The 19661-nt window shown below is 73.1% G+C and carries 21 protein-coding genes; 8 read left to right on the forward strand and 13 right to left on the reverse strand.

Annotation, left to right across the window (positions count from 1 at the left end):
* Positions 1–235: hypothetical protein (locus ABZ860_RS42175; RefSeq protein ID WP_357232264.1), on the reverse strand; the 235-nt coding region annotated here is incomplete at its 3' end.
* Between the two features lie 229 nt (positions 236–464).
* Entirely contained in the window at positions 465–1658 is a 1194-nt protein-coding gene (locus ABZ860_RS42180; RefSeq protein WP_357232267.1) for an MFS transporter, read from the reverse strand.
* A 135-nt stretch (positions 1659–1793) separates the two neighbouring features.
* Between ABZ860_RS42180 and ABZ860_RS42185 the strand changes: the two genes are divergently transcribed.
* On the forward strand, positions 1794–2705 hold the full coding sequence (locus tag ABZ860_RS42185) for a LysR family transcriptional regulator (RefSeq protein ID WP_357232270.1): 912 nt from the start codon (positions 1794–1796) through the stop codon (positions 2703–2705).
* Between the two features lie 83 nt (positions 2706–2788).
* Here the strand turns inward: ABZ860_RS42185 and ABZ860_RS42190 are convergent, their stop codons facing one another.
* Both ABZ860_RS42190 and ABZ860_RS42195 read right to left on the reverse strand, forming a co-directional pair.
* The gene (locus ABZ860_RS42190) at positions 2789–3400 is read right to left on the reverse strand and encodes a glyoxalase (protein WP_357232273.1); all 612 of its coding nucleotides are present in this window, start codon (positions 3398–3400) and stop codon (positions 2789–2791) included.
* A gap of 87 nt (positions 3401–3487) precedes the next feature.
* Positions 3488–3844: a VOC family protein gene (locus ABZ860_RS42195; RefSeq protein WP_357232276.1), complete on the reverse strand. Its 357-nt coding sequence runs from the start codon at positions 3842–3844 to the stop codon at positions 3488–3490.
* A 191-nt stretch (positions 3845–4035) separates the two neighbouring features.
* Between ABZ860_RS42195 and ABZ860_RS42200 the strand changes: the two genes are divergently transcribed.
* The gene (locus ABZ860_RS42200) at positions 4036–6834 is read left to right on the forward strand and encodes a LuxR C-terminal-related transcriptional regulator (protein ID WP_357232278.1); all 2799 of its coding nucleotides are present in this window, start codon (positions 4036–4038) and stop codon (positions 6832–6834) included.
* 24 nt (positions 6835–6858) lie between these two features.
* Here ABZ860_RS42200 and ABZ860_RS42205 read toward each other — a convergent pair whose 3' ends face one another.
* Positions 6859–7515 (reverse strand): maleylpyruvate isomerase N-terminal domain-containing protein, encoded by a 657-nt coding sequence (locus ABZ860_RS42205; protein ID WP_357232281.1) that lies wholly within the window; start codon positions 7513–7515, stop codon positions 6859–6861.
* A 120-nt stretch (positions 7516–7635) separates the two neighbouring features.
* On the opposite strand from ABZ860_RS42205, the gene ABZ860_RS42210 reads away from it, so the two are divergent.
* Entirely contained in the window at positions 7636–8019 is a 384-nt protein-coding gene (locus ABZ860_RS42210) for a nuclear transport factor 2 family protein (RefSeq protein ID WP_357232284.1), read from the forward strand.
* Between the two features lie 118 nt (positions 8020–8137).
* On the opposite strand, the gene ABZ860_RS42215 is transcribed toward ABZ860_RS42210, so the two are convergent.
* Positions 8138–8896 carry a sulfite exporter TauE/SafE family protein gene (locus ABZ860_RS42215; RefSeq protein ID WP_357232286.1) on the reverse strand — a complete coding sequence of 253 codons (759 nt, stop codon included), beginning with the start codon at positions 8894–8896 and terminating at the stop codon, positions 8138–8140.
* Entirely contained in the window at positions 8893–9438 is a 546-nt protein-coding gene (locus tag ABZ860_RS42220; protein ID WP_357232289.1) for a helix-turn-helix domain-containing protein, read from the reverse strand. Before ABZ860_RS42220 ends, ABZ860_RS42215 begins: the two co-directional genes overlap by 4 nt.
* 37 nt (positions 9439–9475) lie before the next feature.
* Here ABZ860_RS42220 and ABZ860_RS42225 point away from each other — a divergent pair, with 37 nt between their 5' ends.
* Positions 9476–10411: an alpha/beta hydrolase gene (locus ABZ860_RS42225; RefSeq protein ID WP_357232292.1), complete on the forward strand. Its 936-nt coding sequence runs from the start codon at positions 9476–9478 to the stop codon at positions 10409–10411.
* 9 nt (positions 10412–10420) lie between these two features.
* On the opposite strand, the gene ABZ860_RS42230 is transcribed toward ABZ860_RS42225, so the two are convergent.
* From ABZ860_RS42230 to ABZ860_RS42250, 5 genes are all read right to left on the reverse strand, one after another.
* Positions 10421–11815 (reverse strand): pyridoxal-dependent decarboxylase, encoded by a 1395-nt coding sequence (locus ABZ860_RS42230; protein WP_357232295.1) that lies wholly within the window; start codon positions 11813–11815, stop codon positions 10421–10423.
* Positions 11812–12810, reverse strand: coding sequence for an NAD-dependent epimerase/dehydratase family protein (locus tag ABZ860_RS42235; RefSeq protein WP_357232298.1), 999 nt, complete (start codon positions 12808–12810; stop codon positions 11812–11814). Before ABZ860_RS42235 ends, ABZ860_RS42230 begins: the two co-directional genes overlap by 4 nt.
* Before the next feature lie 5 nt (positions 12811–12815).
* The gene (locus tag ABZ860_RS42240) at positions 12816–13352 is read right to left on the reverse strand and encodes a GNAT family N-acetyltransferase (RefSeq protein ID WP_357232301.1); all 537 of its coding nucleotides are present in this window, start codon (positions 13350–13352) and stop codon (positions 12816–12818) included.
* Positions 13353–13649: 297 nt separating this feature from the next.
* Positions 13650–14234: a DUF4865 family protein gene (locus ABZ860_RS42245; RefSeq protein ID WP_357232321.1), complete on the reverse strand. Its 585-nt coding sequence runs from the start codon at positions 14232–14234 to the stop codon at positions 13650–13652.
* Positions 14235–14262: 28 nt separating this feature from the next.
* Complete coding sequence (locus ABZ860_RS42250; RefSeq protein ID WP_357232304.1) at positions 14263–14820, reverse strand: TetR/AcrR family transcriptional regulator; 558 nt, start codon at positions 14818–14820, stop codon at positions 14263–14265.
* A gap of 137 nt (positions 14821–14957) precedes the next feature.
* Between ABZ860_RS42250 and ABZ860_RS42255 the strand changes: the two genes are divergently transcribed.
* Positions 14958–15620, forward strand: coding sequence for a lysophospholipid acyltransferase family protein (locus tag ABZ860_RS42255; RefSeq protein WP_357232307.1), 663 nt, complete (start codon positions 14958–14960; stop codon positions 15618–15620).
* Positions 15621–15680: 60 nt separating this feature from the next.
* Positions 15681–17303: a penicillin-binding transpeptidase domain-containing protein gene (locus ABZ860_RS42260; RefSeq protein ID WP_357232310.1), complete on the forward strand. Its 1623-nt coding sequence runs from the start codon at positions 15681–15683 to the stop codon at positions 17301–17303.
* A gap of 39 nt (positions 17304–17342) precedes the next feature.
* On the opposite strand, the gene ABZ860_RS42265 is transcribed toward ABZ860_RS42260, so the two are convergent.
* On the reverse strand, positions 17343–17843 hold the full coding sequence (locus tag ABZ860_RS42265; protein ID WP_357232313.1) for an SRPBCC domain-containing protein: 501 nt from the start codon (positions 17841–17843) through the stop codon (positions 17343–17345).
* 166 nt (positions 17844–18009) lie between these two features.
* Here ABZ860_RS42265 and ABZ860_RS42270 point away from each other — a divergent pair, with 166 nt between their 5' ends.
* A complete protein-coding gene (locus ABZ860_RS42270; RefSeq protein WP_357232316.1) occupies positions 18010–18354 on the forward strand; it encodes a YciI family protein in 345 nt (114 codons plus the stop codon).
* On the forward strand, positions 18344–19570 hold the full coding sequence (locus tag ABZ860_RS42275) for a sigma-70 family RNA polymerase sigma factor (protein ID WP_357232319.1): 1227 nt from the start codon (positions 18344–18346) through the stop codon (positions 19568–19570). The genes ABZ860_RS42270 and ABZ860_RS42275 overlap by 11 nt, the downstream gene beginning before the upstream one ends.
* The last annotated feature ends 91 nt before the right edge of the window (positions 19571–19661 follow it).

Below are 19661 nucleotides of genomic sequence, written 5' to 3' on the forward strand. Positions count from 1 at the left end.
TGGGACTGATCTCCTCGAAGATCTCTTCGAGACCCGACTGGGCCGGGACGTCCTTGCGCCCGGCCTGGCGAGCCGCCTCAACCCGGCCCTTCCATCGCTCGTTGCCCACCAGCCAATCGAAGGACTCGGTCTGCAGGGCGAGAAGGTCGGGCACTTCGAGCGGCTCCTCGATACGCGCGAAAGAGACGCGGCGAGGACCGGGCGGTACGGCGAAAGCGTGGGGCGAGGCTGCCAACAGATGTCCTTCTTCCGAGGGCTCGCGAACTCACTGGGCGCACGCCGGACGACAGCTCAGTCGATGTGAAGGAGTGGGATGCCGAGGGCGAGCGTGGAAGGGCAGCATAAAGCAAACCGCAAACGAATGTCCACACGTATCTGAATTGTCAACCTCTATCCCGCAATCAGGATCGCACGCCCGCGTGGAAATCGTCAAGCCAGACTCGCGAAGAAATCCCATCGGCCGCTCACCTGCGGCGCACCGTCGTGCCCGGCCTGGGCAGAACGGTGAGCAGGGCCGCCGCGGCCAGCGCACCCGCCGCCCACATGACCGGCGCGATCCCCAGCACCTCCGCCGTACGTCCGCCCACCAGCGCCCCGAACGCGATCGCCGCGTTGAACACCCCGACGAACAGAGCGGACGCCGCCTCGCGGGCCTGCTCTGCGGCGGCCGACAGCCACGCCTGCGCGGTCACCGACACGCCCCCGTACGCCAGACCCCACAGCACCAGCAGGGCCGCGCCGGACGCCGGCGTACGGCCGAGTTCCGGGACGAGCAGGACGGTGGCCGCGATCGCCGCGCAGATGATCGGCAACGTCCCGCGCGGCGACCGCGCCGCCCCCGCGCCGCCCGCGAAGGTGCCGATGACGCCCGCCACGCCGTAGGCGAGCAGCAGCACGCCGATCAGACCGCCCTCCACACCCGAGATCCGCTCCAGCACGGGCCGGACATAGGTGTAGGCGGCGAAGTGCCCGGTGACCAGCAGCGCGGTCGCGACCAGGCCCGTGCGGACCTCCCGCTCCCCCGCCAGCCGCGCCAGCGCGCCCAGCCGCACGGCCCGCTCGGCGGGCAACCGGGGCAGCAGGGCCGCCAGCGCGAAGGCCACGGCCACCGCCACCAGCCCCGCCGCGGCGAACGCCGTACGCCACCCCGCGACCTGGCCCAGAGACGTTCCGGCCGGCACGCCGAGCACCGACGCGACGGCGACTCCGCTGAAGACGAGGGCGGTGCCGGTGCCCGCCGACCTCGCGGGCAGCAGCCGGGGCGCCAGCGACGCGGCGACCGGCCAGACTCCGCCCATGGCCAGGCCGATCAGCACCCGCCCCGCCATCATGACGGCGAAATCGTCTGCCATTCCGGACATGAAGTCGCCCGCCGCGAGCAGCAGCATCAGTGCCCCCAGCAGCACCCGCCGGTCAAGCCGTCCGGCGGCGGGAGTGATCAGCGGCGCCGACACCGCGGCCACCAGCCCGGTGACCGTCAACGTCAGCCCGGCCGTCCCCTCGGCGATCCGCAATGTCCGGCCGATCGGGGTGAGCATTCCCACCGGCAGCATCTCGGAGGTCACGACCGTGAACGTGGCGGTGGCCACGGCGAAGACCCCTGCCCAGCCGCGCAGCGCCGATCTTCCAGGGGCGAGCTCTCGTAGTGTTTCCGTCACCGCTCCAGGCAACCGGGGAGGGGTCACCGGGAACAACGGCCGTTCTCTCATCCTTCGATCAACCGGGCTCATCGATGACCGGTCCGGCGTCCGGGGCCCTGATCGTGACGTCGTGGAAGGAGAGGCGGCCCGGGTATGAGCGGCCTGGAGATGCGCGAGCTTGAGTGTTTCCTCGTGCTCGCCGAGGAGTTGCACTTCGGGCGTGCGGGGGAACGGCTGTACATCTCACAGAGCAGGGTCAGTCAGCTGCTGCGCGCGCTGGAAAGCCGGATCGGCGCCCGGCTGGTCGAGCGCACCAGCCGGCGGGTGCGGCTCACCCCGCTCGGTGAGCGCTTCCTCGCCGGGCTGCGACCCGCGTACGACGGCCTGCGCGCCGCCGTCGACGACGCGCGCGCGACCGCCCGCCACGTGGACGGCTCACTGCGGATCGGCTTCCAGGGCGCCGTCAACGACCACGTGATGAGCGCCGTGGCCCTGTTCGAGCGGCGGCACCCCCGCTGCGTCGCGGAGCTGGTGGAGGTTCCGCTGCGCGACCCGTTCGGCGCCCTGCGGCGGGATGAGGCGGACCTGGCGGTCGTCCTGACGCCGGTCGTGGAGGACGACCTGGTGGTGGGGGCGGTGTTCTCACGGCAGCCGCAGACGCTCGCCGTCTCGACGGGCCATGCCTTCGCCGGCCGTTCCTTCGTGCAGGCGGAGGAGCTGGCCGGGTGCGAGCTGATCGGAGTGGACAGCCCGGCACCGGGATACTGGCGCGCCGCCGTCGCGCCCGCCGCCACCCCGCAGGGACGTCCGATCGGCGCCGGTCCGAGGGTCGGCACGCTGCAGGAAGGGCTCACCTTGGTGGCGGCGGGCCGGGGCGCGATGCTGCTGTGCGAGCCCACCGCGGGGTACCACGGCCGCCGCGGGCTGACCTTCGTTCCGGTGACCGGTCTGCCGGACTCCACGTTGGGGCTCGTCTGGCATCGCGACCACGAGACCGCCCGGATACGCGCCTTCGCACGGGCCCTGGCGGAGACCGGCACCATCGAGGAACACCCCGCCGCGTAGCCGAGCCGCGGCGCGGCACGTGTGGGCCGCGGGCGTCGCCGGGGCATGTCGCGCGAAGGCCGTACGCGAGCCGACCGCACGCCTCAGACGGATGCGGCCTCCCAGACGAACCCGTCCGGGTCGGTGAAGGGTCCGGCATCGCCGCCGATCACGATCCCGTGCGATCCGGCGCCCTCCTGGGAGACGCCGGTGTCCTTGGCGAGGGCGCGGCGCGGGTAGAGCGCCAGCGTGACGGCCGACGCCGGGGTGGCGAACTCGACGTACTTGCCGCCGAAGCTCTTCGCCACGGTCAGGCCACGGTCGGCGTAGAACCGCTTGCTCGCCTTGACGTCGGCCACGCCCAAGAGGAGCGCGACCTGGTTGATATGCCGGGTTGCGGGGCCGGTGTCCTTCTTGTTCGAGGTTGCGATCTTGCAGATCGTCCCGTCCGGGGCGCGTACGACGCCGCCGTAGCCCCAGAACCCCTTCGTGGCCGGTTTCAACGTCGTGGCGCCGGCGTCGAGGGCGGCACCGATGAGGGCGTCGACGTCGGCCGGCTGGGACACCACGAGTGACAGCGCGAACCCACGGAAACCGGTCGTCGGCGCATCCGAGGCGCGCACGTTCACGTACGGGCCCAGACCGAAGGCTTCGTAGAAGGCGTCCGCGGCCGTGGGGTCGGCAACTTCGAGGATCACGGATTCGAAGGAGGTCATGGCAGGTCCTTTCGGCGACGTGGGTTCGTGGTCGTGCGAGCCGCCGCGGGGGACGGACACGGCAGGGGGCAAGGGGGCAAGGGGAGCTCAACGGTCCTGCAGGAGGCCGAGAACGTTGCCGTCGGGGTCGGTGACGGTGGCCACCAGGCGGCCGCCGCCCACCTCGTGCGCGGCCTCCTTCACGACGGCCCCTGCGGCGATCAGCTCGGCCAGCCGCGCCTCGATGTCCGGCACATGCCAGTAGGCCACCGGCGAGGTCATGCCCTGCGGTCCACCGCCCGGCACCAGCCCGATGTGCTGGCCCTCTGTCTCGAAGCCGACGTAGTAGGACGAGTCGGTCTGCGGCGGGACACCGAGCAGGGCCGCGTACACCGCCTTGGCCTTCGCCAGGTCGGACACAGGGTGCAGCACGGTCCCGATGCCGTGGGTGGAAGAGCCGGTCATGGTCGCTCCTGTAGTCGTGGGTCGCGCCGACCCGCCGTTCGCGTGTTCACAGCTTTTCTCCCGGCCCGGTTGCACGGCATCCGTGGTGACCACGGAACCGGCCACGGACCGGCCACACGGATCGAGGCACGGATCGGCGGCACGGATCGCTCGTGAAGGGGGTACGGCAAACTGGGACAGTGGTGACAGGAGTGGAGATCTCACCTCGGGAAGCCGAGGTGCTGGAACTGGTCGGAGCCCATCTCAGCAACGCCGAGATCGCGGCCCGACTGTTCATCTCGGTGCGTACCGTCGAGAGTCACGTCTCCTCCCTGCTGCGCAAGCTGGGGGTGCAGGATCGGCGGGCGCTCGCCCAGCGCGCGCCCACGCCGGCCGGCGCGCCCTCGCACCGCGCACCGGTTCTGCCGGCCTCGCTGACCTCGTTCGTCGGCCGGTTGAGTGAGCGGACCGAGCTGACCGGGCTGATCAAAGCGCACCGTCAGGTGACCGCGGCCGGTCCCGGCGGAGTGGGCAAGACCAGGCTCGCGCTGGCCGTGGCCGCGGAGGCGGCCGGCGAGTACTCCGACGGGGTGTGGTTCGTCGACCTCGTCCCGGTCACCGATCCCGACATGATCGCGACCGCGGTCGCCGGGGCGCTCGGCCTCGGTGAACAGCCCGGCCGTGACATGACCGAGTCCGTGGTCGCCGCGCTGGCCGACCGTCATGCGCTGCTGGTGCTGGACAACTGCGAGCAAGTAGTGCACGGGGTCGCCCTGCTCATCGAGCGGCTGCTGGCGAGGTGCCCTCGGTTGACGGTGCTGGCGACCAGCCGGGCACGGCTGATGGTGCCGTTCGAACGGGTGTACCCGGTCCCGCCGCTATCGCTGGCCGTCGACGGTGAGTCGGACGCGGTCGCGTTGTTCATGGATCGGGCGGCGGCGGTCGGCTGCCCGCTGGATCCTCCACTGCGCGACCAGATCGCCGCGATCTGCGCGCGGCTGGACGGAATGGCTCTGGCGATCGAGCTGGCCGCCGCCCGATATCCCACGCTCGGGCTCGACGGCATCACCGCCGCACTGTCCCACCCGCTCCGGATGCTCACGGGCGGCTCCCGCGCCGATGAACGGCACCGTTCGGTGCGGGCCGCGCTGGACTGGAGCCACGCCCTGCTGGCGCCGGCCGACCGGGCGCTGCTGCGCCGGGTGTCGGTGTTCGTGGCGCCGTTCACCGCTGCCGCGGCGGCGGAGGTGACCGGGGACGAGGAAGGCATGGTCGCCGACGGACTGGCCCGGCTCGCCGAACAGAGCCTGCTGGTGGTGACGGCGTCCCCCGGCGGCACAAAGTACCGCGCGCTGGAGACCATCCGCCAGTACGCGACGGAGCGGCTCGCCGAGGCCGGTGAGCTGGCCGACGCCCGATCCCGGCACCTTCGCTGGTGTCTTGCCGAGGCCGCCGGTTTGGCGGTGGTGCGCCAGGACTGGCGGGCCCGGTTCGATCTGGTGGCGGACGACCTCCGCGCGGCCCTGGCGTGGGCGGCCGACCGGCCGGAGCAGCGCGCGGACGCGTACGAGCTCGCCCGGCACCTGGCGGAGCTGACCTTCACCCGTCACCTGACCGGCGAGTCCCAGCGGCGCTACGAGCAGGCGGCCGAGCTCGCGACCGACCCCGCCGCCACCGCGTCGATGCTCCGGCAGGCCGGGGCCGTGGCCGGCTGCCGTACGACCGGCGATGACATGTACCGCCTGCGTCTCGCGGCCGCGGACGCCGCCCGCGGCGCCGGCGACACCGCCGGCGCCGCCGCCGACCTGGCGACCGCCGCCACCATCGCCTTCCGGTTCTCGACCACGTTCGTGCGGCTCCCGTCCCCGGAGGAGGCACTCGCGCTGATCAACGAGGCGCGGGAGTCGGCCGGCGACGACCCGGCCGCGCAGGCGGCGGTGGCGCTGGCCGAGGCCGCGGTGCTCACCGACGCGTTCGGCGCCGCCCAGGGCCCGGCCGGCAATGCCGTACCGGAGACGATCGCGCGCGCCGAGCGCGCGGTCGAGCTCGCCCGCCGGACCGGCGACCCGCTCGCCGAGTCGGCCGCACTCGACGCGCTCACCGGCGCTCAGAGCTGGGCCGGCGACACGTTCGCCACCGCGGCCACGGCCCGTCGCCGGATCACGCTCCTGGCGTCCCTGCCGATCTCACCGGCCGGCACCCACGAGCTGATCGACGCGCTCGGGATAGTCGCCGAGGCCGGCCTCGGCGCGGGAGACGTGCCGGGCGCCCGCCGATGGGCACGGCAACTGGCCGGCCATCCGTCGCTGGCGGAGATCGGTCACCGCGCTACCTGCCGGCTGCTGATGGTTGCTGCGCTGGCGGGCGACGTCGACGAGGTGCTCCCGGGCAGCGTCCGGTTCCTCGATGCGTGGCGGCGGGCAGGCAGCCCCGCCCGGTCCATCCTCGCCCCGGCGGTGGCCGGTGTGGCGATGGTCCACGGCCTGCGCGACGACCATGACGCCAGGCGCGAATGGCTGGAGATCCTGGGTCGGCTCGGCACCTCACCGGAGCATATCTACGGCTACGGGGCGGTTTTCGACGCCATGCTCCTGCTCCATCATGGGCGGGCACCGGAGGCGCTGGAGCGGATGGCCCCCGAGCCCGGGCAGGTGTGGAAGTGGGTCACCTGGATCTGGCATCACTGGTATGTCGCGCTGCGCGCCGAGGCCGCCGTGCTCGCCGGGAGCCCCGGCGGTCGCGACCGTCTGGCGCAGGCCCGGGCCGTCGTGGCAGGCAACCCGGTCGCCGGTGCCATCGTGGCACGAGCGGAAGCCCTGCTCGACGACGACCAGGAGGCGCTGCTCGCCGCGGCGGACGCGTTCGACGCCGCCGACTGCCGCTACCAGTACGCACGGACCCTGGTGCTCGCCGGGGGCGACCATGCCGAGCGCGGCGCGGCCGTGCTCGCCGGCCTCGGCCTCGCCCCGATGGCCCCTGCCCCGGCATCGATGACGACCTCGGAGCGGTAGCCGCCGAGCACGACCACCGGACGATCAGCCGAGGACGAACGGGAGTCTCGCGGCCAGCTCGCCCAGTTCGGCCTTCTCGGCGTCGGCCGGAACACGGCGTCCCGTGCCGACCAGCAGCGCGTCCCTGTCGGAGAACGACGCGGGGAAGGCTGTCCCTGCGATCTTCTCCAGCATCGCGCGGGACCGGGCGAGCCCCTCGGCGGGCGGTTGCGCCGCGTCCGGGAGGTGCGCGACCAGGTCGAGATGGTGCAGCGTCCACTCCAGGACGTACGCCGAAAGGTAGTCGCCCGCGGTGAGGACCTCGCCGCGGGTGCCGACCCGAAGGCCGGGGTCGGCGAGCCCCGCGGCGCGGCCGGCGGCGGAGCCGACGTCGTCGAGGTGGAACTTGAGCAGCCGCGGCTCCTCGTAGGCGGCGGCCAGCCGGACGATCAGCGCGTCGAGCGGGTCGTCGCCCGTCGGCGGCGTTCCCGAGACCTCCCAATAGGTCACCGCGTCACGGGTCGGTTCCGATTCCTCCGGGGTCACGAGGGTGATCAGGACGTCCTGAGCGTCGATCACCAGATGACACACCAGGTCCCGCACGAGCCAGCCGGCACAACCGGACGGCCGCGCGAAGTCCTCGTCCGGAAGCTCGGCGACCGCCCTGCGCAATGCCGCCCACGAGCGCACGAAGAGATCCACACGGGCACGGTAGTGCGATGTCTCGACGGCCGACAACGGGATTCGGGCGATGGGCGCGCGCACGGACGTTCGGCCTTGGCCGGATCGGCCGCCGCGCCGCCGGTCGGACATAATCGCGTTATGGATCATGTTGCGGTGCGGAAGTTCGTGGACAGCTGGGTGACGGCGTGGAACGCCCATGACGTGGACGCGGTGTTGGCCCACTTCGCGGAGGACGTGACGTTCCGTTCGCCGGTCGCGGCGCAGCTTGTCGGCGGCGATGGGACCATCCGGGGCAAGGCGGCGCTGCGCGCCTACTGGACGGAGGGACTGCGGCGCATCCCCGACCTGCGGTTCGAGGTCCTCGGCTCCTACGTCGGCGTCGACTGCCTGGTCGTCAACTACCGCAACCAGAAGGGCGGACTGGTCAACGAGGTGCTGATCTTCGACGGCCCGCTGGTGGTCGAGGGGTATGGGACGTATCTCGGCGACGACGCGAACCCCGCCGGTGCGACAGCGGGCTGAAGCGCCTGCGGTCGTGTCTTCCGGCCCGAGGAGCTCGGGCCGTCGATGACCGGGTCCACACGCGCGGCGCGGGATCTCGGCGTGGTCTCGGCGTTGCCCGCCGGCCGTCGCCGACGGCTCACAGGCCGCCGCCCGGTGCGACCCACAGGCGGACCGCCAGGCCGAGGCCGATCAGGGCGACCAGCCAGCGCAGCAGCCCGGCCGGCAGGCGCCGGGTGACCCGGGGACCGAGCGTGGATCCGGCGAAAAGGCCCGCGGCGAGAGGGGCGACGGCGGCCCAGTCGACGGGCCAGAAGACGGCGAATCCGGCGGCGGAGACCAGGGCGCCGGCGCCGAGAAGCATGTTCTTCAGGGCGTTGGCGGCGGGCAGCCGCGGCTCGGCGGTCACCAGGAGAAGGGCGAGGATCATCACCCCCGACCCCGCGCCGAAATAGCCGTTGTAGACCGACAGGGCGGTCAGCCCGAGCGGAAGAACCGCGTCAGGGGAACCGCGCCGCTCGTGGCGTACGGCGAGCCGGGGCTGCGCGAGCAGCGCCAGCGAGCCTGCGGCCACGAGGAACGGCACGACGCGGGCGAAGACCCCGGGCGGGGTGGACAGCAGCAACGCCGCCCCCGCCGCCCCGCCGAGCGCCGACAGGGGCACCCATCGCCGCAGCCACGGCGCCTTCCCGCGCAGCTCGGGCTGCGAGGCCAGGGCCGAGCCGGGCCAGCACGCGACGAGCGCGACGATGTTGGCCACGTTCGCCGCGAGAGCGGGAAGGCCCGCCGCGAGCAGGGCCGGGTAGGAGATGAGGGAGGTGATGCCGCCGGCGGTGCCGACCAGCCCGGCGAGCACCCCGGCGGCGGCCAGCAGCGCGGCGTCCCCGAGGCCGGTCACGCCCCCGAGTCCGGCGGGGGCGTCTCGACGGGGAACAGGATCGGGCTGAGCAGGTGCCGCCTGCGGTGCGGCGCGGGCTCGTTCCTCATCCGCGCGACGATCACCGCGCGCAACTCCTCGATCATCTCGGCGCGTTCCTCCCCGCTCAGCCACAGCACGTGCTGCCGGTAACCCACCTCGTCGGCCACCGGATCGGCGCCGTCCAGACCGAGATAGGCGTCGAACTCGGAGATCAGCGCGGCCATCGCCGTGGCGAAGGTGCGCCTGTGGTCCTCCGGCGACATCGCCGCCACCGTGTCGGCGTCGATCACCACGCGCTCGCGGAGCCGGTAGCGCCGTTCCACCGCGCCGCGCACACGGTGCTCGCCGTCCACCTCCAGCACGCCGGCGTCGGCGAGCGCGCCGACGTGGCGGTAGACGGTCGCCTTGTGCACGTCCGATATGCGCTCGCACAGCTGCGAGGTCGTGAGAACCCGCCCACCGGCGAGAGCCTGCACGACGCGCAGCCGCACCGGGTGCGCGAGCACCTCCATCACGTCCATGGTCCGAATGATCGCACGTGTGCTACCGTTCGCAGAAATGCGAACGATCATCATGGGAGAGGGCGGCATGGGACGACCGTCATCGGAGACAACGGCCCCGCCGCTGGGGCGCCTGTACGACGTCGGGGAACGGCGGCTGATGCTGCACCGCTCGGGCTCGGGCGGGCCGAGTGTGGTGTTCCTGCCCGGCGCGGGCCTGGTGGGCCTCGACTTCCTCAACGTCCAGGAGGGCGCCGCGGCGTTCGCCACGAGCGTGCTGTACGACCGCGGCGGCACGGGCTGGAGCACGTCGGCGCCCCTCCCCCGCGGCGCGGCCGACGTCGCCGTCGAACTGCGCGACCTCCTGCGGACCGCGGCGGTTCCCGGGCCTTTCCTCCTGGCCGGCCACTCCCTCGGCGCCTTCTACGCGCGCCGTTACGCGCAGCTGTTCCCGGACGAGGTCGCCGCTCTCCTCCTGCTCGACCCCGGCCACGAGGACATCCTCGACCACATGCCCGCACAGGCCGCCGAACTGGCCGAGCGGATGCGGCCCGACCCGGCGGGGATGCCCGAGCTGACCGACGAGCAGCGCCGGGCCGCCCGCGAGGCGTACACCCGCCTGTACGCCGAGTGGCCCGCGCCGGTGCGCGAGGCGCTGATCGGCCACCACCTGGCGTCGTGGCGGACGAGCCTGCGGGAGACGGAGAACTTCGAGACCGAGGTCTACGGCGAGCTGCGCGAGGGCGGGCCGCTGCCCGACGTCCCGCTGATCGTGCTGACCGCCGGCGGCGTGAACCCCTACTGGGCGAAGTTCATGCCGGAGGAAGTGATGCGCGAGGCACACGACGGGGTGCGCGCCCTGCACGCGGCGATCGCCCGCTCGGTGCCCAGAGGAGAGCAGCGCGTGGTCGAGGGCGCCTCCCACCAGTACCTCCACGTCGAGCGGGCCGAGGAGGTGCTGCGGGCGATCCGCGACCTGACCGCCGCCGCCTGAGCCCCGGCGTCACGCGGCGGCCCGGATCTCCTCCAGCAGGATCGCGAGGTCGCCCTCGGTCGTGTCCGGGTGGAGCACGCAGGCGCGCAGGGCCGCCGCGCCGCGCAGCCGGGTGCCGGTGAGGAAGGCGCGCCCGCGCCGCTGCACGGCGGCGGGGATCGCCTCGTTCAGCGTCTCCACCTCGGCCGGGTCGAGGCCCGCGGGCCGGTGCCGGAACGCGACGACCGAGGTGACGACCGGGGCGAGCAGGTCGAAGTCGGCGGAGTCCTCGATCATCGAGGCCAGGACGCGCGCCAGCCGGGTGGTGTGCCGCACCAGTCCGGCGACTCCGTCGCGGCCCAGGTGCGCGATCGTGGCCCACACGCGCAGCGCGCGGAACGGCCGGGTCTGTTCCGGGCCGTACTCGGAGAACCACCCCAGCTCGCCGGCGTCGTCGTCCCGCAGGTAGGGCGGGACGAGGCTGAACGCCGCGCGCGGTCCGGAGGGGTCGCGGAACAGGACGCATCCGCAGTCGACCGGGACGCCGAGCCACTTGTGCGGGTCCAGCGCGAGGGAGTCCGCCAGCTCCAGCCCGGCGTACGCGGGCCGGAGCTCGTCCGCGAGCACGCCGAGCGCGCCGTAGGCGCCGTCGACGTGGAACCACAGCCCGTGCTCACGCGCGACCTCGGCGACGTCCCGCAGCGGGTCGACGGCCCCGGTGTTGACCGTGCCCGCGCTCGCCGCCACGAAGAACGGGCGCACCCCCGCCTCGCGGTCCGCCGCGACGAGGCGGCGCAATGCGGCGGTGTCCATGCGGAACGCGTCGTCGACGGGGACGGTGCGGATGTGCCCGCTGCCCAGGCCGAGCAGTTCGGCCGCCTTGCGCAGGCAGCTGTGGCCCTCCTCCGACAGGTAGAGGGCCAGCGGAGGGTGCCCGTACAGGCCCGTCTCCCGTACGTCGGGGACGGCGCGCTGCCGGGCCGCGGCGAGCGCGACGACCGTGGCCATGGACGCTCCGCTGGTCAGCAGCCCGGCGCCCGGCGGGTGGGGGAAGCCCGTCAGCTCCGCCAGCCACCGCACGGCGGTGCGCTCCAGCAGGACGCCCGCGTGCTCGCCCCCGGCGCAGCTCGGATTCATCGCCGCGGCCAGCGGGGCGACCACGACACCGGCCGCCGAGGGCGGGGAGTTGACCCAGCCGAAGAACCGGGGGTGCCCGTTGCCCATCGGATAGGGGAGCACGTGCCGCCCCACGTCGGCGAGCAGTTCCGCGAGCGGGCGCCCCGCGGCGGGCAGCGGCTGCCGGGTCAGCCATTCCACGTCCGGCCCGGCCACCGGCCGCCACACGGGCCCGCCGGGAACCGCGGCCAGGTGGCCGGCCGCGGCGTCCGCGGCCTGCCGCGCCGCCGCGCGCAGGTCGTCCGTCATGGCGTCGGGGGCGCCGGCCGCCGCCAGGCGTCGATCACGGCACGCTCCTGCGCGGGGTCGAGCCCCGGCGGGAACGCGGGAACCTCGCCGGACCCGGTCAGCCACGCCCAGGTGTCGGCGACGGTCTCCGCGACCGGACGGCACCGCAGCCCCGTGGCCAGGGCCCGGCCGACGTCGGTCCGGATGAGCCCGGCCAGCGCGGGACCGGGCGGGATCCATCCCGGCAGCGCCGCCCACCGGTCGATCCCGGCGGCCTCGATCGCCTCGGGCTCGACCCAGACCGGCTCGGCGAGCCCGCCGGTGACCGCGACCGCGGACTCCAGCAGATCGCGGGTCGTGCAGTGCCCCTCCGGGTTGACCAGGTTGACCGGACCCCGCACGCCGCCCTCGGCCGCGTCGAGCAGCCAGGCGGCGAGGTCGCGCACGTCCACGTAGCGGAACGGCTGGTCGGCGGGGCCGGGGGCGAGCATCTCCCCGCCCCGCGCCGCCCGCAGCAGCCAGTGCGGCAGCTGCCCGGGAAGCTCATGCGGCCCGAGGATCAGCCCGGCCCTGGCCAGCACGGCGCGGTCGCCGAAGGCCTCCTCCACGGCGAGCTCGCCACCCCGCTTGTTCGGGGCGTAGTCGGTGTCCTCGGCGTCCGCCGACGCCTCGACCGTCGGCCAGTCCTCGTTCAGGCCGGCCTGCGTCGGGGGCGCGTACACCGCCCTGCTGGAGACGTACACGTACCTGTCCGCGCACCCGGCCAGCGCGCGGGCGCTGTCACGTACGACCCGGGGCGCGCCGGCCCAGGTGTCGACCACGGCGTCCCACCGGCCCTCGGCGAGCGGGGCCAGGTCGGCCGGGCGGAGCCGGTCGCCGGTCACCGCCTCGGCCCCGGGATGGGCCCACCCGGCGAGCCCCCGGGTGAACGTGGTGACGTGCCAACCGCGCTCCACGGCGGCCGTGACCACCCACCGGCCGACGAACGTCGTGCCGCCCAGCACCAGCAGCCGCATCGCCCTCACCCCTGCCTGCGGATCCGGTACAGAACATGGCGGCGCAGCGGGTGCCCCTCGGGGAGCACCGGGTGGTCGAAGTCCTCGGCCGGGTCGTGGGTCATCCCGAGGCGCCGCATGACCGCCTGCGAGCGGACGTTCGGCACCGCCGTGAACGAGACGACCTCGGTCAGGCCGACCCGGCCGAACCCGTCCTCCAGCGACGCCCGCGCCGCCTCCGTGGCGTACCCCCGCCCCCAGGCGGAGCGGGCGAGCCGCCAGCCGATCTCCACGCAGGGCGTGAAGTGGGCGGTGAACCCGGGGACATGCAGTCCGGTGAAACCGGCGAACTCCCCGTCCGCCTCGACCGCCCACCAGCCGAACCCGCGCTCCTCGAAACCGGCCTCGATACGCTCGACCAGCGCGTCGCTCTCCTCCCGGGAGAGCGTGGCCGGAAAGTGCTCCATGACGACCGGATCGGCGTTCAGAGCGGCGAAGGGCTCCTTGTCCTCCTCGCGCCAGCGCCGCAGCACGAGCCGTTCTGTTTTGATCGAATTCGCCACCCACCGACGATAGTGCACGCAGGCTTTGGCCGCTGATGACGGAGCCCGATGCGGGGGGCGGGAGAAAGCAGAGGCGGAAGTCGGCTAGAGTCGTTCGTGGCCGATGTGGTTTGTGTCCCCCGGGCCGCAATCACCGCCTTCACGGAATACCGTTCGGCTGGAGCCGTGTTGTGCATCTCGCCGAGGAGGCGACCGCCACATCGGCCCTCGACGTGGGCGCCCCGCGAGACTCGTTCTCGCGGGGCGTCGTGTCTTCTCACCAGGCCCCACTCAACAGGCCCGGCTCACCAGGCCGGCTCACCAGGACCGGCCCTGCGGCAGGCTCGCCAGGCCGGGCGCGGACAGGTGCAGCACCTCGTAGCGTTCGGCTCCGGCGTGGGCGGTGGGCGCCTCCCTCTCCCACAGCGCGAACGTCAGCAGCCGCCAGTGGTGCGGGTCCACGGCGAGGGCGGCGGTGTGCAGGCCCTCGGCGCCGCCGAGGTCACGCAGTTCGGCGAGGGCGCCGGAAACCTGCTCCGTCAGGTCGGCCGAGGCGGGCATCGGCGTCAGCCGCCGCGACGCCGCCAGAGGCGCCGTCCCCCGGGCAGGCCCGGCCTCGACGGCCAGGCCCGTCCAGTGCTGGACCACCGGCCGGCCGAAGTCGCCCACGATGCCCTGGAAGCCGCCCCCGCCGACCAGGAACTCGCCCATCCGCCCCGCGTCGTGCCACAGGTAGAACGGCGCGTACTGGTTGACCGGCGACCCGGCGGCGTCCCGCTCGCGGATCAGGTAGGCCTTGAGGCCGAGCCCGGCCCGGTCGTCGAGGGCGTGGCCGCGGGTGGCCACCCGCTTCCGAATGATCGTCATGTCGTAGTCGGCGGGCAGGGTGATCTCGTACTGCATCGCGTACACGGCGGCCTCTTCCGGCGGGTCAGGGGCGGGACAGCAGGGCGAGCACGCCGTCGACGGCCTGGTGGAACGGCTCGGGCGAGCCGGCCGCGCGGGCCAGGACGTATCCGCCCTGCAGCACGGCCACGACCGTCGCGGCGATCGATCCGGGATCGAGAACGGCGTCGATTTCGCCGCGGTCGCGTCCCTCGGCCAGCACCGCCGCGAGCCGGTCGCTCAGCCACGCGAACGTCTCCTCCACCGGCAGCCGCAGCGCCGGATCGGCCATGACGTCGGGGTCCTGGGTGAGCCGGCCGATCGGGCAGCCCCGCAGCACCTCCCGCTCGCGCCGGAGGTAGGCCGACACGCGCTCGACGGCCGTGCCGGGGCCGCTCAGGATCTCCTCCACCCCGGCACGCATCTCCTCCGCCGTACGGCCGATCGCGGCCAGCGCGAGGTCGGGCTTGCCGGAGAAGTGGTGATACATGCTGCCCTGACCGGCTCCCGCCCGCTGCTGGATGGCCCGGGGGCTGGTGCCGACGTAGCCGCGCTCCCACAGCAGTTCGCGGGTGCTCTCGATCAGGCGGTCCGGTGTGCTCACGCCGTACATACTAGTAGGTACAGCGAAGAGTTGGCGAAGCCGTACAAAACACGAGGCGGTGTGTTGCAGGGGTCATACACCTGAACGGGGGTCCGGGCGGCCTAGGGTATGTCCGTCGGACCGGAGAAGGAGAGGCCGTGCTCTACCCCGCCCTGAAGTTCGTCAGCGTTCCCGTCATGCACGCGCTGTGGCGGCCGCGGATGGAGGGACGCGAGCACGTCCCCGCGCACGGGCCGGCGATCATCGCCTCCAACCACCTGTCCGTGCTCGACTCGTTCTTCATGCCGGCCGTGGTGCCGCGCATGGTGCGGTTCGTGGCGAAGAAGGAGTACTTCACCGGCAACTCCCTCGTCGCGGCGTGGATGCGCGCGATGGGGGCGATGGAGATCGACCGGGAGAACGTCTCCGCCGCCCAGGACATGCTCGACGCCGCGGTGGAGGTCCTGAAGGCGGGCGAGTTGTTCGGCATCTATCCCGAGGGCACCCGCTCCCCCGACGGCCGGCTGTACCGGGGGAAGGTCGGCGTGGCCTGGCTCACGCTGACCACCGGCGCCCCGGTCGTGCCCGTCGCCATGCTCGGCACCGAGAAGGTGCTGCCGCCCGGCGCCTCGGTGCCGCGCCTGCACAGCATCGGCGTGCGGTTCGGTGAGCCGATGACCTTCACCGGCGACCCGGGCAGCGCCAGGGACCGCCGTCGGGTGACCGACGAGGTCATGGCCGCGATCCAGCGCCTGTCCGGCCAGGAGTACGTCCCCCGGTACGGCGCCAGCGTCAAGGGCGCCGGCGAAGCCGGAGTGTAAATAACGATTTGACCCCGCTAGGCTCTGAACCCGACCGCAGGGCCGTCATTGGGGGTGCGCGTGCCGCGAGGACGTACCGTCGCGATCTCGGTCGCCGTGGCCGTCGTGCTGGCCGGGGCGGCCGCCGGGGGCGCCTACTACGTGCTGCACACACGCGGCACGCCGCAGGAGACCGCCGCGCGGTTCACCGCGGCCTGGGCGAGGGGCGACCTCGCGGCGGTGAAGGCCGAGCTCGCCTCACCCGCCGCCGGCTTCGACGCGGCCTACGCCGAGCTCACCAAGAATCTCGCAGTGGCGAAGGTCGCCGTCCGCGACGTACGCGCGGGCGCCGCGAAGGACGACCGGGCGACCGCCTCCTACACCGCCACCGCCACGGTGAAGAACGTCGGCGACTGGACCTACAAGGGCTCGCTCAAGCTGGTGGTCAAGGACCACTCCTGGAAGGTCGACTGGTCGCCGTCCGCGGTGCACCCCGCGCTCGACGGGACCAACCACCTGGCGCTGAAGACGTCGTGGCCGCAGCGGGCGGCCGTCACCGACGCCAACGGCGCCCGCATCGACGGCGGCGACGTGGGCGGCTCGGTGCAGCAGCTCGTCGGTTTCCTGGACAAGGCCAAGGACGAGGACGTCGAGAAGCTGGGCACCGCCTACAAGAAGGGCGACGCCGTGGGCCGCGGCGGCCTGCAGGAGACGTTCCAGAAGCAGCTCGCCGGCACCCCCACCACGGAGATCCAGGTGGTGGGAGACAGCCGGAAGACCCTGCACACCGTCAAGGGCTCCCCCGGCAAGGACCTGCGGACCAGCCTCGACCTCAAGGTGCAGAAGGCAGCCGCCGACGCGGTGCGCGACCTGGACAAACCCACGTCGCTCGTCGCCGTCAAACCCTCGACGGGCGAGATCCTCGCCGTCGTGAACAACAGGGGCGGCTTCAACCGCGCGCTGGACGGCAAGTACGCCCCCGGGTCCACGTTCAAGACGGTCACGGCCGCCGGGCTGCTGGCCGAGGGACTGACGCCGTCGAGCCGGGTGACCTGTCCCAAGGAGGCGGTCGTCGGCGGGCTGAAGATCCGCAACTCCGACCACGAGGCGTTCGGCTCGCTGTCGTTCCTCGACTCCTACGCCCACTCGTGCAACACGACGTTCGCCCCGCTCGCCGCGCAGAAGCTGGGCGCGCGCAAGCTGTACGACCTGGCGACGGACCTGGGCTTCAACCAGCCGCTGCGCATCGGCGTCCCGGCGACCCCCGGCAGCATGCCGAAGGCCACCAGCGACGCCGAACTCGCCGCGGAGGCGTTCGGGCAGGCCAGGATCACCGCGAGCCCGCTGGTGATCGCGACCGTGGCCGCCGCGGTGGCCGACGGCTCCTGGCGGCCGCCCACGCTGGTGCCCTCGCTGGAGCAGAAGAGCGGCCCCAAGAAGCTGCCCGAGGACGTCGTCAAGAACCTGCGGTCGATGATGCGGGCGGTCGTCACCAAGGGCACCGCCCACGCGGCCGGACTGCCCGCGGGCACGGCGGGCAAGACCGGGACCGCCGAGTTCGGCACCGGACCCGAACTCGACTCGCACGCCTGGTTCATGGGCTTCCGCGGCGACCTGGCCTTCGCCGTCGTCGTGGAGGCCGGCGGCATGGGCGGCGAGGTGGCCGCCCCGGTCGCCGCGCACTTCCTCAAGTCCCTGTCCTGACGTCGGGTCAGGTCGAGCCGGTGTGCCGGGCATCGGCGATCAGGCTGTGCGTCGCCTGATCGCCGCCTCGAGGTTGTCGAGCTCGTCGCCGCGATGGGCGCGGTGCTGCCGCGTCCAGGTCTCGTCGTGGAGGGGATCGAGCGTCATGACCAGGTTCGTGCGGTCACCGGCGGACTCGACGTCGATGGTCGTCAGGTGCTCGTACGGCTCGTGACCGGGCACGAAGTCGATCAGCGACAGGTAGGCGAGGCGGGTCGGCGACGCGACCTCCGTGAACCTCTTGCGGAACTCGGCCGAGACCGGATTGCCGGTGTTCCGCATGAACGCGACCTGGTCCGGCGCGGTCGCGGTCAAGGTGTATCGCAGCCGGCCGCCGGGCCTGAGCTCGAGCTCGCCCACCCGGATCTCGAAACCGTCGGGGACCCACCACTCCTCGAGTCCGGCTGCGGTGGTCAACAGCTCCCAGACGAGCTCCGCCGGAGCGTCGTAGGTGCGCTCGAGCCGTGCGGTGCTGAGGCTGGGCGTGAGTTCGGTCGTCATCGGTTCTCCTCGGGTGAATCTGCCGGGCGAATCTGCAGCGGTGACGAACGGCCGGGCGCCGGACGGACACCGGCGCCGGAAAAAATCCGCCGGCGTTCGCTGTCCGTCCTCGGCGACGCCGTTCGTCTGATACTTGACGCGGCGCCGACCCGTGACCGGAGGACCCATGCAGTACGCGTTGCTGGCCTACAGCCCGGCGGAGAACACCAACCGGGCGACCCGCCCGATCTCGAGCGCTCTCGCCCCCCTGCTCGACCGGCCGGACGTCACCGGCTGGGCACGGCTCCACGCTGAGGAGTCGGCGACGACGCTGCGCAACGACGAAGGACGGATGCTGCTGACCGACGGACCGTTCGTCGACAGCAAGGAGTACCTCGCCGGCCTGATCCTGATCGAGGCCGACGACCTCGACGGTGCTCTCGCCATCGCCACGGAGATGCTGCGGACGACCAGACCCGGCACCGCGATCGAGGTGCGGCCCGTCCTCGACGGACGCTTCCGTGGCGCTTGACGCCGTCTTCCGCGACCAGTGGGGCCGCGTGCTGGCCACGCTGGCCGGGATCCTCGGCGACATCGAACTCGCCGAGGACGCGGCCGCCGAGGCGTTCGCCATCGCCGCCGAACGCTGGCCACGCGACGGGGAACCCGCCAACCCCACCGGCTGGCTCGTCACGACCGCACGCAACCGCGCCGTCGACCACCTGCGCCGTCAGCAGGTGCTGGCCGGCAAGACGAAGCTGCTCGCCCGCGACATCGAGACCGGGCTACAGCCACCGGAGGCACCCATGGACGACGCCGCCACCATCGCGGACGAGCGGCTGGAGCTGATCTTCGCCTGCTGTCACCCGGCGCTCGCCCTGGAGGCGCAGGTGGCGCTGACCCTGCGCACCCTCGGCGGCCTGTCCACCGACGAGATCGCGCTGGCGTTCCTCGTCCCGTTCGAGACCATGAGCAAGCGGCTGACCAGGGCCAAGCACAAGATCCGCGACGCGGGCATCCCGTTCGCCGTGCCGCCCGATCACCAGTTGCCCGACCGGCTGGCGGCCGTCCTCGCCGTGGTCTACCTGATCTTCAACGCTGGCTGGGGCGGCGGCCGGGTCGACCTCGCCGCGGAGGCGATCCACCTCGGCCGGGCGCTCGCCGACCTGATGCCGGACGAACCCGAGGTGCTCGCGCTGCTGGCACTGATGCTGCTGCACGACGCGCGGAAGGCCGCCCGCCTGCGCGACGGGCGGGTCGTCCCCCTCGACGACCAGGACCGTGCTCTGTGGGACACCCGGCAGATCGACGAGGGCCGGGCGCTGCTGCAGCGGGCCACGGCACGCGGGCGCACCGGGCCCTACCTGGTGCAAGGGGCCATCGCCGACCTCCATCTGCAGGAGCCCCGCGACTGGCCGCAGATCGCCGCGCTGTACCAGACGCTCGCCCGGCAGACCGGCTCTTCGATCGTCGAGATGAACCGGGCCGTCGCCGTGGCCGAGATCGACGGGCCCGAGGCCGGCCTGGCCATCCTCGACGGCCTCGACCTCGGCCACTACCGGTACTTCCACTCCACCCGCGCCGAGCTCCTGCGTCGCGCCGGCCGCGACGCCGAGGCTCACCAGGCCTACCGCCGGGCGCTCGACCTCGCGCAGACCGAGCCGGAACAGCGCTTCCTCGCCGACCGGCTGGCCGAGACCGCTCGCCGGGGGACCGCCTCGCTCGGCGAGGCCGCCGACCGCCGCTAGTACTCCAGCATCACTTTGTTATCCCTGACTGTCTTCGGCGGTAGTGGCTGATCTTGGAGATGTGTTGGTGGCGGCGCCGCCAGCGTGACCA

The sequence above is a fragment of the Microbispora sp. NPDC046973 genome (assembly GCF_040644495.1).
Taxonomy (GTDB): Bacteria; Actinomycetota; Actinomycetes; order Streptosporangiales; family Streptosporangiaceae; genus Microbispora.

Coding starts and splice junctions, on each gene's coding strand:
- ABZ860_RS42195 (WP_357232276.1), bottom strand. CDS start 3,844: ATGACCGGCTCTTCCACCCACGGCATCGGGACCGTGCTGCACCCTGTG.
- ABZ860_RS42270 (WP_357232316.1), top strand. CDS start 18,010: ATGCAGTACGCGTTGCTGGCCTACAGCCCGGCGGAGAACACCAACCGG.
- ABZ860_RS42225 (WP_357232292.1), top strand. CDS start 9,476: ATGCGAACGATCATCATGGGAGAGGGCGGCATGGGACGACCGTCATCG.
- ABZ860_RS42190 (WP_357232273.1), bottom strand. CDS start 3,400: ATGACCTCCTTCGAATCCGTGATCCTCGAAGTTGCCGACCCCACGGCC.
- ABZ860_RS42220 (WP_357232289.1), bottom strand. CDS start 9,438: ATGGACGTGATGGAGGTGCTCGCGCACCCGGTGCGGCTGCGCGTCGTG.
- ABZ860_RS42245 (WP_357232321.1), bottom strand. CDS start 14,234: ATGCAGTACGAGATCACCCTGCCCGCCGACTACGACATGACGATCATT.
- ABZ860_RS42210 (WP_357232284.1), top strand. CDS start 7,636: ATGGATCATGTTGCGGTGCGGAAGTTCGTGGACAGCTGGGTGACGGCG.
- ABZ860_RS42235 (WP_357232298.1), bottom strand. CDS start 12,810: ATGCGGCTGCTGGTGCTGGGCGGCACGACGTTCGTCGGCCGGTGGGTG.
- ABZ860_RS42230 (WP_357232295.1), bottom strand. CDS start 11,815: ATGACGGACGACCTGCGCGCGGCGGCGCGGCAGGCCGCGGACGCCGCG.
- ABZ860_RS42265 (WP_357232313.1), bottom strand. CDS start 17,843: ATGACGACCGAACTCACGCCCAGCCTCAGCACCGCACGGCTCGAGCGC.
- ABZ860_RS42185 (WP_357232270.1), top strand. CDS start 1,794: ATGAGCGGCCTGGAGATGCGCGAGCTTGAGTGTTTCCTCGTGCTCGCC.